Below are 15,279 nucleotides of genomic sequence, written 5' to 3' on the forward strand. Positions count from 1 at the left end.
CAACATTGATAGCCTTAGTGCCAACAAGGGGTGCCGGCAGCTTTTTCTATTTCATAAAGTTAATTTACTTTTAACTTTTACTCTTTCCCAAGGATGGAAGGGAATTTCTGATCAATGAATAAATACCTCCCAATGCCCCTGTGATACCCGCGACAAAAGTAGATGCTTGATCTAGGAAATTTTTGTCAAAATAGCTGATCAAAGCCACTGATAACAGGATAAAACTGAAAACGGCTATTTGAATGGAACTTGCGTTTCCATTCTTTTCTTCATCTCTTTTGAAGGCTTGAATTTCCTCCTCTGTGACATTGTTCAATATAAAAATTCTAAAGTGTTTATCGAACAATATCGGAAACAATTCCGAGGATTCGCCCCCATCCAATATTCCCCTTGGTACCAATATTCCTTTTTGGATCAATTCTGTGATCACAGGTTTATTGGTGAAATTGAAAAATCCTTCCTGACTGAAATAATAACAGATTTTTTTCTCCTCAAAGCTCATCTCAGACCAAATATTATAAAAATATGCTTTTCTTGACCGGATAAGAATGCTGGCTTTTTCATCGTTGGGAGTTTTGACTTTCAGATAAGGGTCAAGTTCTATAGGTATATATTCGAAATGGAAAGAACTAAATAACTCGGAAAAAACCATTTTTTGATGTGGGTCCTTGATTTGATAGAGCAATTGTTTCCATGAAAAGCCCGAAGAGAAGACCAAATAAATATTTTCATTTACAGCTTTGATAAAATGAGGCAATCTTTCAAGTAGTAACAAAGGGTCAGGTAGACAATGGACATTTTTGATGATCCAGATATTTTTTGCCCCAAGATCCGGTGTGATTGATTCACCCCATTTTAAATCAGGGTTAGAGGTGCAATCGGTTATTTCATGATTTCCAAGGTCAATGAGATTCTGAATCCATTTGGGATAGTTTTCTGAATCAATTCCACACAAAAATACTTTTTGATTAAGGGTAGAGGTATTGGGATTTTGGTGATGGTACAAAAATCCTTCAAAATCCAAGAAGTATATTTTTTTGGTGAGCGTATATACCATCCAAATAAACAAAGCGAGAATCAATAGAAATGCTATCGTCACGGATATAAACAATAGCATGCTTTCTTTTAACTTTTGGATAGGTTTGAACAGCGTGGCGGGATCGATTAATTTAAAATGTGCCAATTTAGGTTGCATCAAACTACGGTCAGTATAAATAAAGGCTTTAACCTGAGAGGCATTTTGATCGGTAAGGTTTCCAAAAAAGAGCCTTCTACCTTCGTCATAGGTATTCCAAAAAATATCAGGAATATCTTTATAATTCTCAGCTTTTTTTTGAGGTTCCCAATTTTTGGATTCAAATTGATGGACTTTGGAATAGATGATATATCCGGGTACAAAGCCTATCATAAATATCCACATGATAAAAAAACTGGTATAGGTGTAATGGAAATTAGTTGCCAATGAATTTTGGCTTCCTTGACTTTCGCGGGAAGTTTCGTCTTTCGGTTTGATTTTTATCTCATTTTTTTCCGAGATTTTCAACCTTTTTTTGAAAGTATAATAGGAAGAACCTATCACCCAAATGAACAGAATAAAATAGGAAATATAAGGGATAAGTCCTGCCAGAAACCCAAATGATATGGCAATAACCAACCCCATTATCCAAATGAACCTGCTTATTTCCTGATTTCGGGAATTCTTGATGATCTTCCTGTTTTCCTCTGCCGAAAGTTGGCTGTTGCTTTTTTGCCAACTTGGCCCCAGCATCATGTAAGTGATGACCTTGAAGTGAAAAGTCGTAATTATGAGGATAGCGAAAATTCCAAAAAAATTAATGTCAGGGAGGTGATAAAAGTAAATGATAAGGAAAATATATATCACCATAAACCAAATCAAATATTCGAAATTTTTGGCCTTTGATTTTTTCGGATATAAATAGTTGTAAGCAAATTTCTCAATAGTTTTGTTTTTGGTTTTTGTTTTGTTCAGCTTGTTAGCCAACGAAATTAGTGCCAGCATCAAAAGGTAAAAGAGTAAAAGAATGGTTGTTTCGAACGTCACCAAAGAGGAATACACATGCTCTAAGTGTTCATCTTTGAGATACAACATCCATAAATCCTGGTCAAAATGGTGATTTTCCAGCGAAACTTTCTGCAAGTAGCCATTAAATGCGTGGCCATCCAGGTATAATGGGATCATCCATTGAAGGTCTTGGTCTGATGATAGGTTGTTATTGATAATGGCTTCCACCTCCTGCCATTTTTTAGCAGAAAGTAGTTGTGATAAACTGTCAGCTGCGACCTTGATCCTTTCACTTTTGTTGATGATCAGTCCATTTTTTTTAAAAAATAAATATTCCCTTAATGTATCGTATTGGGTTAGCTTCGTGTCCCAGGAAAATGTTATTGCTTCTACCAGATTTAATGCAGAATCATACCTGCTGATAACAGATTCCTGCTTTGAATTTGCCAGGGAATAGTGTGATCCTATATAATTGATGTCGGATTTCGTTTTGTTGAATTCTTTAATTTCATTTTTTTCCGAAGGCTTCAAAAAATAGGAATAATAAATGCGGTGTTGAAGAGATCTATAGATCTGATTAAGGGTGTCTAACTTTCCATTTTGATAAATTGATTCTATGCCCCCCAGTTTGTTTATTCTTATCAGATCATTCGCTGGTCTGACATTTACCTGAGGAAGCAATTTCGTGGCATCGGTATTCCAATTATTCAATAGACTGGTTTTATCAAAAAGTTTGGCCTGAATACTTTTTCTTATTTCATGCATAGCAACTTCATGATCTTGGTCACTCAAAGGATGGTGGTTTTTGGAAAATGAAAATCCAAAACCCAGGATAACCATTATGCCTACTAAAGAAAGACCAACACTAAAAACCCCAAAGCGGGTAAGTTTGTCACCCTTGGTTAAACCCAAAAAGGACAGGATAGGAAGGGAAAAAAGCATGAGTCCCAACAAGAATACAAGAATAGTGAGGTTTGAAAAATCCACCCTCATACCGGCTGATTCAAAAGTGTTGGTTTTGATGACACCTACCATATAAAAAGCGAATTTATCGATCACCACCGGAGTGTAATAAATCAGGTGATCTTCATCATTATAGATTATTTTTTCTTTGTTTATGGGTAAATGATAAACCTCCTTAAATTCTTTTCCGAAAAGAGGTAATTTCTTTCCAATCTCTGAATTGGGATAGATAATTGAATTTACGGAATCGACCAAAAAAACAGATTCAAAGAATTCTTGCTTCTTTATTTTTGAGAAAAGCTGATTTATGTAAATGGTGTCTCGACTGTTTTGAGGAAAATTTAAAATTAAACCTGAAGACTTTTTAAATTTATTCTGCCAAAAAGTAATATCCCGCACATTTAAAGAATCAAATTGATCGAATCTAAGATAATCACAGTTTTCAAGCTTTGTCCAAATACCATTTTCCTCTTTGTAACAATGTTTTAAAAGGTTACGCTTCCTTTCCTCCTGCTCCTTTTGGTTGATAAATGCTTGAAAAGTCACCTGAAAATTTCCCTTGATCAGTTCCATATTTCGGATAGCTTGTTGGTCAAGCTCCTTTTTGTTGGTATTGGACTGCTGAAAAAGCATAAAAGCCACAATGATAATGGCTACCATAAATATTCCCCAGATTTTGAAATTCTTGAGTCCCATAAAAATATTGATTTAAAAATTCAATTAAATATACAAAAACTGCTGTATATCAAAAAGATATGAAAACGAAATATCACAAGTCCATTCTTTATGCCTCCATTTTCGGATGATATATTTTATTCATTAGTACTTGGAAGAATGGGATCCTGTTTTGTTCAGGTCTTTTTTCTTGAATTTATTATATTTAAAAAATACAATTTTTATTTTATTTTTTGCGCTTAACCCTATCAATTTCAGTCATTTCAATCAAAAAGTATATTTTTTTGATACTGATTTTTGTTAATCTCATTTTATACAGGCATATTTATTGCTCTCGCAACAAAAGTTCTGAATAGTCAAGAATTGATTACGCATAGATTTAAAACTATCTATTTAAATGAAAAAAAATCTTATCTCGCTCTTTCTGGTAATATTATTAGGGTTTCAAGTCTCTGCACAGGAGGCCACAGAAACAGGTTCTTTAAATGAAGGAACCATCACCAGTCAATTTGATTATCTAAATAGGGTATCCAATAATTACCAGGATTACAAAGTCGTTAAAAAGACCAATCTCGAAAAAATCCGTTCCAATGTTCTTGATTCTCTGAATGTTTTCAAAAATCAATTGGTCACTGTCAATCAGGAATTGAGTACAAGACAGTCCAAGATCGGAGAGTTGGAAAAACAAGTATCCGAAACCAATAAACAATTGGAAATAGCTGAAGCGGCTAGGGATAATTTTGAGTTTTTGGGAATGGCCATCCATAAATCAGCCTATGTTACCATGATGTGGACCATCGTTGGAATTTTGACTGCTGCTTTTCTTTTCTTTTTATTCAGGTATAGCCAAAGTCACAGGGTGATATCCCGAGCCAAAAAGGACCTGGCTGAAACGATTGAAGAATTTGAACAGCATCGTAAAAATACCCTTGAAAGAGAAAGGAAATTAAAGAGAGAATTGGTGGATGCCATGAATGGAAGAATACATTGAAATACCTGACGTTTTATATAAAAAATCCCCTTCAAAATCTATTTGAAGGGGATTTTTTATGAATGAGTTCCTCCTTTGGTCAAAATTGACTGAACAATATGGATTCTTAGATCAAGTAAGTAGGATCAATAACAATAAAATTATAATGATCGCTCCTACAGAAATATACACTCCACCTCCAAGGGCTTTGGCCTCTTTTTTCATCTCTTTCAGCTCCTCTTTCACTTCTTTGCGCTCTTCGTTACTCAGATCAGAAAGGTCCATGGCCTTAATTTCGGCTACTCTACTTTCAATTTCAGCCACTCGTGCTTCTTCTTCAACAGTCAGTTCTTTTTTATCTTTTTTGGATTCTTTTGCCATAGCAGCCGGCGCTACCGCAGTAAACAAAAACGTAAGGGACAGAAATAATGCGATTTTTTTCATGGGGGAATAATTAAGTTTTAGTAAATAATAATTCTAAAGATTAGGTTTCGAAAAACCACTATGGAGGACTAAAATACCAATAATCAAACCAAAGCGGATTAAAGCAATTCTAAGGTAGTCAATTTTTAACAGGATTTGTTAGATTTTCGGTCCCAGGGTAGGATTATTATTTGTAATTTAGCCCATTCAGGGAGACTGTCAAAGTTTTCTAAATCTATTTTAATCCAATAAACAGAAGCAATACCATGTCCCCAAAAGGAGATAAGAAACTTTTCCTCCTGGATGCAATGGCCCTTATCTATAGGGCCCATTTTGCCTTCAGCAAAAATCCCCGTATCAATTCCAAGGGGCTCAATACCGGCATTATGCTCGGTTTTACCAATACCCTCCTGGAAGTGTTGGAAAAAGAAAAACCCACCCATATTGCTGTGGCATTTGATACCAAAGCACCGACTTTCAGACATATACAGTTTGAAGCCTATAAGGCCAACCGTCAAGAACAGCCAGAAGATATCGAAGTGGGTATTCCTTGGGTAAAGCAAATCGTCAAAGCCTTTCGTATCCCACTTTTGGAACTGGATGGTTTCGAAGCGGATGATATCATTGGGACCCTGGCCAAAAAAGCTGAAAGAACCAGTTTCGAAGTCTACATGATGACCCCCGACAAGGATTATGGGCAATTGGTAGAAGACCACATCTTCTTATATAAGCCTGCTTTTATGGGCAATGGTGTGGACATAATGGGTCCCAAAGAAGTATGTGCCAAATGGGATATAGAACATGTCGATCAGGTAAGGGACATTCTTGGACTAATGGGTGATGCTGTGGATAATATTCCTGGAATTCCCGGAATAGGTGAAAAAACCGCGGTAAAACTTTTAAAAGAATATGGTACGATTGAAGAACTCCTAAATAACACAGATCAACTTAAAGGCAAGCAAAAAGAAAATGTAGAGAATTTTGCGCAACAGGGGTTACTTTCCAAAGAATTGGCCACTATCAATATTGAAGTACCGGTAGAGTTTGATGAATTGGATTTGCGTTATGACGGACCTGATGAGGAAAAACTGAAAGCACTTTTTGCGGAACTTGAATTCCGTACTTTGACACAAAGGGTATTTGGAGAAAAAATCAAAAAGCCTCAAATTAAAGTAAGTGAACAGTTGGGCCTGTTTACCGGTACTGAAGAATCCAAAGAGAAAGAGGAGGAAGTAGTGGAGGAAAGTCCTTTACCGGCCATTCAGTTACATGACAGTATCCTGACTTCTGTCCATGATTACCATAAAGTAGACGGTGAAAAAGCCATCAAGGAATTGATCGGTTATTTGGAGTTGCAGGATGAATTTTGCTTTGATACCGAAACCACGGCCCTGAATCCCAATGAAGCAGAATTGGTAGGACTGTCGTTTTCTTACGTTCCCGGAGAAGCATTTTATATTCCTTTTCCTGCCGATCAGGAGGAAGCCAAACAGAAACTGGAATTATTTAGGGAAATATTTGAAAATGAAAACATTACCAAAATAGGGCAAAATGTAAAATATGACCTTTTGGTTTTGAAAAACTATGGCATGGATGTCAAAGGAAAACTATATGACACCATGTTGGCACATTACCTGATTGAACCTGAGGGTAAGCATTCCATGGATTGGTTGGCCCAACAATACCTCAATTACAGACCGGTATCCATTGAGTCCCTGATCGGTAAAAAAGGGAAAAACCAAGGAAATATGCGGGATGTGGAGGTGGATGAGGTAGTCGCTTATGCTGCAGAAGATGCAGACATCACATTAAAACTTAAGCAAAAATTTGACCCCATCATCAAAAGCAATGGATTGGAAAAACTGCTTCATGAAGTAGAAAATCCTTTGATTCGGGTGTTAACAGATATGGAATTTGAGGGAGTAAAGATTGATACTGAAAGCCTTGCGGAGATGTCCGTGCTCTTGGATGAGGAAAGCAAAGAAATCGAAAAAAGAGTTTATGAACTTGCAGGAGAGAAATTCAATCTTTCTTCACCAAAGCAATTGGGAGAAATATTGTTTGTCAAACTCCAATTGGATCCAAAAGCAAAAAAAACCAAAACAGGTCAGTTTGCAACCGGAGAGGAAGTGTTGAGCAAGATGGCCGGGGAACATGAAATTGCGGATGCTATTCTGGAATACCGTCAGATGGTCAAGTTAAAGTCCACCTATGTGGATGCCTTGCCTACCATGATCAACCCCAAAACAGGAAGGGTCCATACTACCTACAATCAGTTTGTAGCTGCCACAGGGAGGCTTTCCTCCATCAATCCCAACCTACAGAATATCCCTATTCGAACTGCAAGAGGGCGGGAAATCCGAAAAGCATTTGTTCCGAGAGATGATAATCATGTATTATTGGCAGCGGATTATTCTCAGATAGAATTGCGCATCATGGCGGCATTTTCGCAGGATGAATCCATGATTGAAGCTTTCAAAAACGGCAGGGACATCCATGCCACTACTGCGGCAAAAATTTTCCAGGTTCCTTTAGAGGAAGTGACTTCTGATATGAGGAGAAAAGCCAAGACTGCCAACTTTGGTATCATTTATGGCATCTCAGCATTTGGCCTTTCCCAACGCCTTAGTATTTCCAGGACAGAAGCCAAGGAAATCATCGATGCTTATTTCAAAGAATTTCCGGCTGTCAAAGAATATATGGACAATGCCATCGAAAAAGCAAGGAAAAACGAATTTGTGGAAACCATCCTTGGACGTCGTCGCTATCTCCGGGATATCAATAGCCGCAATCAGACTATGCGGGGCTTTGCCGAGCGGAACGCCATCAATGCCCCCATTCAAGGTTCCGCTGCCGATATGATCAAGGTAGCTATGATTCATGTCTATGAGTGGATGAAAAAACAAAACCTTAAATCCAAAATGATCCTTCAGGTTCACGATGAATTGGTATTTGATGCGCACAAAGATGAGGTGGAATTGCTTCAAAAAGAAATTCCCAAACTCATGTCCAATGCCGTCACCATCGAGGTTCCCCTGGTGGTGGAAGTTGGGATTGGCAGTGATTGGCTCCAAGCGCATTGATTAAGGGATGAAGGAGAAAGGATGAAGGTGTGGAGAGTACAAAGTACTATGTACCAAGTACCAAGCCTGCCCGTAGAAGTTCGGGGAATCTCTTCCTATGAAATACCCCATCCCTTTGATTAAGGCAAGGTCACTTACCATCTCGCATCTCACGTCTCAAATCTAACGTCTCACGTCTTAAAAAAATGGCTAAAACAAAAACCACCTTTTTCTGTCAAAACTGTGGGGCGCAGAGTCCTAAATGGATAGGTAAATGCCCTGCTTGCGGGGAATGGAATACCTATGTGGAGGAAGTGATCCAAAAAGAGGAGTTAGGGAAGGGAAATTGGAAACAATCTACAAGTGGATCCAAATCCAAAAGGGCCGCTACGCCAAGACGCTTGACGGACATCAATTTTGAAGAGCAGCCAAGGACAGTCACACATGATGCGGAATTGGATAGGGTTTTAGGAGGTGGGATCGTTCCTGGGTCTTTGGTTTTGATTGGCGGGGAACCGGGAATCGGAAAGTCTACCTTGATGTTACAAATTGCACTTTCACTGCCTCAGGTTAAGGTGCTGTATGTTTCAGGAGAGGAAAGTGAAGCCCAAATCAAAATGCGGGCAGAGCGGATGGCATTTCATTCTGATAACTGCTACGTACTTTCTGAAACCAATACCCAACAGATTTTTCAACAAATAGAAATTCTCCAACCGGAATTATTGGTCATTGATTCCATTCAGACCTTACACAGTCAATATGTGGAATCCGCAGCAGGTTCTGTCTCTCAGGTAAGGGAGTGTACCGCAGAACTGATGAAGTTTGCCAAAGAAACGGGCACACCTGTATTTTTGATTGGTCATATTACAAAGGAAGGTTCTATAGCCGGCCCTAAAGTCTTGGAGCACATGGTGGATACAGTATTGCAGTTTGAGGGAGATAGGCATCTTTCCTACAGGATTCTTAGGACCTCCAAAAACCGCTTTGGCTCCACCAATGAATTGGGTATTTATGAAATGCGTGCCGAAGGTTTGCGGCAGGTTGCCAATCCTTCAGAAATACTTTTGACCCAAAGAGAAGAAGTTCTAAATGGGGTCGCCATAGGTGCCATGATGGAAGGCAACCGTCCCTTATTGATAGAAATCCAATCCCTCGTAAGCCCGGCTACATATGGCACTCCCCAGCGCAGCAGTACCGGGCATGATGCCAAGAGATTGAATATGCTTTTAGCTGTTTTGGAGAAAAGAGGTGGTATGCGACTTGGGCAACAGGATGTATTTCTCAATGTGGCCGGTGGCCTGAAAGTAGATGACCCTGCTTTGGATTTGGCCGTATGTGCTTCTTTGGTATCTTCTTATGAGGACAGTCCAGTTCCGACTGATCTTTGTTTTGCAGGGGAAGTAGGATTGGGAGGGGAAATCCGGGCTGTACACCGAATAGAAAACCGGATTGCAGAAGCAGAAAAATTGGGATTCAAAAGGATTATGGTTTCCAAATATGCCATCAAAGGGCTTGATTTGAACAAGTACAAAATCAAGGTGATTCCGGTAAGTAGGTTGGAGGAGATGTATCAGGGGTTGTTTGAGGGCTGATGTTAGATGTCAGGTGACCGATGACCGATGTTGAAAAAGACGGAAGAAAGGAGAAAGAAGACGGAAGATAGGGTATGTTGTCATTTCGCCTGTCTTACTTTGGCTGGAGAAGCACTTCAAGTTTTCTATAATATACAAGTACAGCGTGCGATGTGGCATTCTCTTTACAAACATAGAAATTTTACTTGGATTGAAAATCTAATTATATAACCTTATAACTCCATTTTATTCACTTGACAATCAACATTATAATATTTTTTTGTAAATTGGTTCTGTTTTTATATTTATTCACTTTTCGACTCCAAAACCATGACAAATCAATTAGAAGAACAGGATCCAAAACCGGAATTTACAGGAAGACGCTTGGTTATGCTAGACCAGGGGGCGAAATTTAAAGATATAGAAGAAGGGGCTGAAGGGGCCTCTCTCAGGCTAGCATCGTCAAGCGATTACAAGTCCCACGAGGAAGATTATATAGAAGCATTTGATCAGGCAGACGGAATTGTTTTTGAGAATTTTGGTGTGGCAGTGATCAATGAAAATCATGAACAGGAAATCAATGTGCTGACAAGTTCGGCGAGAACCAAAAGCATATTTCTGTACGATGAACCCGAGCGATATCTTTACGCCCTTGCTGCTGCAAATGCTTCCGGAGGAGGAGGATTTTGGCAGTGGCTTTGCCGATTATTGGGTATTGGAAGACCACCAATAACTCCCATTCCTGACCAACCAGATCCTCATCCCAACCCCACACTTCCTGATTCTTTTTCGGATAATGCCCAAGCTTATTGGGGAGTCCATGCTGTCAGGGCATTGACAAGCCCATATACGGGTAAAAACATCCCTGTTGCCATCTTGGACACAGGGTTCTTAGTGGCCCATCCTGATTTTCAAACAAGAAATGTTATCAGCAAATCTTTTATTTCCGGAGAAGACGTCAATGACCTCAATGGACATGGCACACATTGTACTGGAAATGCTTCAGGAGGTATCCGTGGCTCCAATGGGGTTAGATATGGAATATCAAATGAATCAAATGTTTTTATTGGTAAAGTACTTTCTAATGCGGGTTCAGGTTCTGATAGCGGGATCTTGGCCGGCATGGACTGGGCGATGACCAATGGCTGCAAAATCATTTCCATGTCTTTGGGTGCGCCTACCCGTCCGGGACAGTCTCATTCCAGAATTTATGAAGATATTGCCAAGAATGCCCTCAATAGAGGTACTTTAATCATAGCAGCTGCAGGAAATGAAAGCAGAAGATCCAGCGGCGTTATCAATCCTGTGGGTCATCCCGCTAATTGTCCGTCCATTATGGCTGTGGCTGCTGTGGACAGGTTTTTGAAAGTGGCTGATTTCTCCTGTGGCGGGATCAACCCGAATGGGGGAGAGGTAAACATTGCCGGACCTGGTGTGGGGGTATTGAGCTCTTATAAATCCCCGCAGATTTATGCCTCGCTGAGTGGAACAAGTATGGCAACTCCTTTTGTTTCGGGAGTAGCTGCACAATTATGGGAAAAGAATCCATCGGCTACGCCTACACAAATTTGGCAGGAATTGATCAATACCGCACGTCCCTTAAATCTTCCCGCCAGTGATGTGGGGGCTGGTTTGGTTCAGAGTCCTCAGTAATGATAATTTAGATAGATAAAGAAATGGCAAACGATCCTATAAAATTTATTGCTTCCGTTGAGGATAGCGAAATCAAAAATATCCAGGACATTGCTGAAAAGCTTCGTAAAAAAGGCTGTAAGATAAATCATATCCTATCCTTTACCGGGGTGATTTCCGGAGAGACCTCCGGTAAAGAAGATAGCCTTCAGGAAATCATAGTCAAAGGCATCAAACATATAGAGGAAGATGGTGAGGTCCGGGCTTTTTAGATTTGAGACGTGAGATTTGAGAACCAAGAATCAAGAACCAAGAAACAAGAACCAAAGCCTGCCCGGATACTGGGGGAACCAAGAAAAAAGAAACAAGACATCTTCATTCACCTTAATCTTGCTCGAAATTTCAACCTTTACAGTGCTTACCAATGAAGAAGACCCTGGTGGCCAAATCCCCCAACAGCTATCGGGGCTATCACGGACGAGGCCAAACTCAAATAAGTAAATGTCATTTCCTTTTTGTAAGTACCAATTTTTATCAATTGAGATGACAAAGCACATTTCGATCCCCAAGCCAACATCGGTCATCCCTTTACCTTTATCTTTCATCCCTCCCTCACTCCTTTTACACAAGCGAAATCAAAACCGACGGATTTTTTTCTATCTTGAAAGCCTCTTCAACTATTAAAAAATTATGAGAAAAATATTTATCTTTTTCCTTTTTCTTGGAGCAGTTTCATTATCTGCCCAAGATCTTCAGCAAAGTACCATTCCACTTAAATACCGAAACATTGGCCCTTTCCGCGGAGGTAGGTCTGTAACTGCCTCAGGGGTAGTAGGAGATCCTTTGACCTATTATATGGGTACAACTGGCGGAGGTGTTTGGAAAACCTCTGATGCGGGACAGCTTTGGCAAAACATTTCTGATGGTTATTTTACGACTGGTTCCGTAGGGGCAATTGCCGTTTCTGAAAGCCATCCAAGGATAGTTTTTGTGGGAATGGGCGAACATGCCCCTCGGGGCGTAATGACCTCTTATGGAGATGGTATATATAAATCCACCGATGCTGGTGCCACTTGGAAAAAGTTGGGATTGGAAAAAACCCAACATATTTCCCGAATTATCATTCATCCTGAAAATCCGGATATAGTCTATGTGGCCGCACAGGGAGCATTACATGCCCCAAACCCGGACCGTGGTGTTTACAAATCCATAGATGGCGGAGAGACTTGGGAAAAGGTCTTGTTTGTAGATGATAAATCAGGTGCTGTTGAATTATCCATGGACATGAATTTTCCGGATGTGCTGTATGCCGCCATGTGGGAGCATCAAAGATTGCCATGGAAGGTCATCAGCGGTGGTCCTGGAAGTGGACTTTACAAATCTGTAGATGCAGGAAAAACCTGGAAGAAAATGGAATCAGGCTTGCCCAAAGAAATGGGAAAAATGTCCATTGCGGTTTCTCGAGCTAACTCAAATAAAGTATACGCTCTGATTGAGAGTGATTCAGAAAAAAGACAGGGAGGCTTATTCGTTTCAGAAAATGGTGGTGATTCATGGTCAAAAGTAAGCAGTGATAACCGGTTGGTACAGCGTGCTTGGTATTACATAGAGTTATTTCCTGACCCACATGCCGAACACACGCTATATGTCCTGAGTGCTCCTGCCCTTCGTTCCATTGATGGCGGGAAAACCTGGGAAGTGCTTCCTCGTGCACATGGGGATTACCATGATCTCTGGATAAACCCCAACAACCCCAAAAATATGGTTATGGCGGATGATGGAGGTGCTGCAATTTCATTTAATGGCGCCAAGACTTGGTCCAGACAGGACAATATGCCCACCGCCCAGATGTACCGAATCAATACTGATAACCAATTTCCTTACCGTATCTATGGGGGACAGCAGGATAATACTTCCTTGGTAATCAATAGTCTTGCTTTAGGAAGGGGGAGTATAACCCAAGAACACTGGAATTATTCCGCAGGTGGTGAGTCGGCCTTTTTGGCTTTTGATCCTGATAATACAAGATATGTATTGGGAGGGAGTTATTTGGGTACGATCGAAGTTCTCGATATGAAATCGAATGCCTCTACCAATATCATGATAGCACCCATCCAATATCTGGGTAGGGATGCTTCTGATATGAAATACCGTTTCAATTGGAATGCACCGATTATTTGGTCCCAGCATGAACCCAATACTTTTTATCATACCGCACAACATGTGTTCAAAACCCAGGATATGGGTAACTCTTGGGAAGTAATCTCCCCTGACCTGACCAGAAATGAAAAGGAAAAACAAGGAAAAGGTGGGGGACCTTACACCAATGAAGCAGTAGGTGCAGAAAATTATGGTACCATTGCTTATATCATTGAATCACCCCATGAAAAAGGAGTTTTTTGGACAGGCAGCGATGATGGTTTGGTCCATTTGACACAAGACGGAGGGAAAACGTGGAATAATGTCACTCCCAAAGGAATGGCTGAAACCCTGGTCAATGCCATTGAGGTTTCCCCCCATGATCCTGCCACAGTCTATATTGCTACGACAAGATATAAGTTCAATGATTATACCCCTGCCATTTATAAAACCACTGATTATGGAAAAACCTGGACCAATATCAGCAAAGGCATTCCTTACGGTGCTTTTACCAGAGTGGTCAGAGAAGACGATAAGGTCAAAGGGCTGCTCTATGCAGGTACAGAAACCGGTACATATATTTCCAGAAATGGCGGTAACAGTTGGGAATCATTTCAACTTAACCTTCCTGTGACCCCAATTACTGATCTGAAGCTTGCCCATGGTGATCTGGTGGTGGCAACAGCCGGCCGATCTTATTGGATTTTGGATGATATGAATATGGTGAGAGAAATGAAAACTAAGGTTGAAAAACCATTATTGTATACCCCGGATGATGCCATTATCGGAAGCTGGAATTCAGCCATGAACAGCAATTCTGCTACTGGAACCAATCTTCTTAGTGGTGTAAATCCTGCTAATGGAGTCGTGCTGTATTATCATTTACCGGAAACTGTTACGGACTCAACTGCGATCAATTTGGAAATTAGGGATAGCAATGGGGAATTGGTACGTATGATTTCAAGTAAAGCCGATCCAAAATTTCAGGCTTATGCCGGTGGACCCTCACCTGATCCAGTTTTGCCTGTTAAAAAAGGGATTAACCGTTTTGTTTGGGATATGCGTTATCCCACCATGCCGGGTATTCCAACAGCCTATATTGAATCAAGCTTTAGAGGTCATAAGGTAGTTCCCGGAGAATATTCCTTGCATCTTAAAACTGATTTTGGTGATTCCCAAGTCAAAGCAAAGGTGATTGTTAATCCATTGTTCGAAACGGATCAGCAGACTTATGTGGAGTACCACAACTTTATGTGGAATATGGAAAAGGAACTGACAATGATGCATAACATGGTCAATAAAGCCATGGATTACCAGCAGCAGCTGAAAGGTTTCTTGGAAAGAATCAAAGGAGATTCAAGTCGTCAGGCACTTGCCGAGGCAGGTCAGCAATTACTCAAAGAAATGAAGGCTTGGGATGAGGATATGGTACAGCGAAAATCCCTTGCCTATGATGATGTGGAAAATTTCCCCAATAAGTTTACTGCCAATTATCTGTTCCTGATCAATCAGACAGAAAGTGAAATTCCAAAAGTAAATCAAGGATCAAGGGATCGCTATGAAGAACTGACCAAGGAATGGTTGGTTTTAAAAGCCGAAGGAGAAAGAATCCTGAATACCGCTATTCCTGATTATAATCAAAAATTGAAGTCAGCTGGAATCGGATTATTGTTCGTTGAATAGTGGAATTCTAACTGAAGCCCATTTCTAAATGGGTGTTGACAATAAGCAAAAACAGGCCTTCTTGGAAAATTCCTTCGGAATTGAGAGATAGGGTTAAAACTAAACCCTACTCTCTTTTTCTCCTTGGTTTTTGGATGA

Annotated in this window: 9 protein-coding genes; 6 read left to right on the forward strand and 3 right to left on the reverse strand. The window is 40.1% G+C overall.

The features are described 5' to 3' along the window. Positions 1–70 precede the first annotated feature (70 nt). The gene (locus tag B9A52_RS06080; RefSeq protein WP_084119457.1) at positions 71–3,682 is read right to left on the reverse strand and encodes a hypothetical protein; all 3,612 of its coding nucleotides are present in this window, start codon (positions 3,680–3,682) and stop codon (positions 71–73) included. Positions 3,683–4,058: 376 nt separating this feature from the next. Here B9A52_RS06080 and B9A52_RS06085 point away from each other — a divergent pair, with 376 nt between their 5' ends. After that, a complete protein-coding gene (locus tag B9A52_RS06085) occupies positions 4,059–4,652 on the forward strand; it encodes a hypothetical protein (RefSeq protein WP_084119458.1) in 594 nt (197 codons plus the stop codon). Between the two features lie 111 nt (positions 4,653–4,763). Here the strand turns inward: B9A52_RS06085 and B9A52_RS06090 are convergent, their stop codons facing one another. After that, positions 4,764–5,075, reverse strand: a complete 312-nt coding sequence (locus tag B9A52_RS06090; protein WP_084119459.1) for a hypothetical protein — start codon at positions 5,073–5,075, stop codon at positions 4,764–4,766. A gap of 245 nt (positions 5,076–5,320) precedes the next feature. Between B9A52_RS06090 and polA the strand changes: the two genes are divergently transcribed. From polA to B9A52_RS06115, 4 genes are all read left to right on the forward strand, one after another. Then, a complete protein-coding gene (polA, locus tag B9A52_RS06095) occupies positions 5,321–8,137 on the forward strand; it encodes a DNA polymerase I (RefSeq protein ID WP_084119460.1) in 2,817 nt (938 codons plus the stop codon). 185 nt (positions 8,138–8,322) lie between these two features. Continuing rightward, positions 8,323–9,708: a DNA repair protein RadA gene (radA, locus tag B9A52_RS06100; RefSeq protein WP_084119461.1), complete on the forward strand. Its 1,386-nt coding sequence runs from the start codon at positions 8,323–8,325 to the stop codon at positions 9,706–9,708. Positions 9,709–10,017: 309 nt separating this feature from the next. Next, a complete protein-coding gene (locus B9A52_RS06110; protein WP_084119463.1) occupies positions 10,018–11,340 on the forward strand; it encodes a S8 family peptidase in 1,323 nt (440 codons plus the stop codon). Positions 11,341–11,363: 23 nt separating this feature from the next. Next, on the forward strand, positions 11,364–11,591 hold the full coding sequence (locus B9A52_RS06115; protein WP_084119464.1) for a hypothetical protein: 228 nt from the start codon (positions 11,364–11,366) through the stop codon (positions 11,589–11,591). 30 nt (positions 11,592–11,621) lie between these two features. Here B9A52_RS06115 and B9A52_RS06120 read toward each other — a convergent pair whose 3' ends face one another. Next, positions 11,622–11,924 (reverse strand): hypothetical protein, encoded by a 303-nt coding sequence (locus B9A52_RS06120; RefSeq protein WP_084119465.1) that lies wholly within the window; start codon positions 11,922–11,924, stop codon positions 11,622–11,624. Positions 11,925–12,009: 85 nt separating this feature from the next. On the opposite strand from B9A52_RS06120, the gene B9A52_RS06125 reads away from it, so the two are divergent. Continuing rightward, positions 12,010–15,141 carry a WD40/YVTN/BNR-like repeat-containing protein gene (locus B9A52_RS06125; RefSeq protein WP_084119466.1) on the forward strand — a complete coding sequence of 1,044 codons (3,132 nt, stop codon included), beginning with the start codon at positions 12,010–12,012 and terminating at the stop codon, positions 15,139–15,141. Positions 15,142–15,279 lie beyond the last annotated feature (138 nt).

This window comes from Aquiflexum balticum DSM 16537, assembly GCF_900176595.1.
In the GTDB taxonomy this organism is placed as follows: domain Bacteria; phylum Bacteroidota; class Bacteroidia; order Cytophagales; family Cyclobacteriaceae; genus Aquiflexum; species Aquiflexum balticum.

Bases quoted from the DNA above. Each gene is read 5' to 3' on its own strand.
- B9A52_RS06080 (WP_084119457.1), bottom strand. From the start codon at position 3,682: ATGGGACTCAAGAATTTCAAAATCTGGGGAATATTTATGGTAGCCATT.
- B9A52_RS06085 (WP_084119458.1), top strand. From the start codon at position 4,059: ATGAAAAAAAATCTTATCTCGCTCTTTCTGGTAATATTATTAGGGTTT.
- B9A52_RS06090 (WP_084119459.1), bottom strand. From the start codon at position 5,075: ATGAAAAAAATCGCATTATTTCTGTCCCTTACGTTTTTGTTTACTGCG.
- polA (WP_084119460.1), top strand. From the start codon at position 5,321: ATGTCCCCAAAAGGAGATAAGAAACTTTTCCTCCTGGATGCAATGGCC.
- radA (WP_084119461.1), top strand. From the start codon at position 8,323: ATGGCTAAAACAAAAACCACCTTTTTCTGTCAAAACTGTGGGGCGCAG.
- B9A52_RS06110 (WP_084119463.1), top strand. From the start codon at position 10,018: ATGACAAATCAATTAGAAGAACAGGATCCAAAACCGGAATTTACAGGA.
- B9A52_RS06115 (WP_084119464.1), top strand. From the start codon at position 11,364: ATGGCAAACGATCCTATAAAATTTATTGCTTCCGTTGAGGATAGCGAA.
- B9A52_RS06120 (WP_084119465.1), bottom strand. From the start codon at position 11,924: ATGAAAGATAAAGGTAAAGGGATGACCGATGTTGGCTTGGGGATCGAA.
- B9A52_RS06125 (WP_084119466.1), top strand. From the start codon at position 12,010: ATGAGAAAAATATTTATCTTTTTCCTTTTTCTTGGAGCAGTTTCATTA.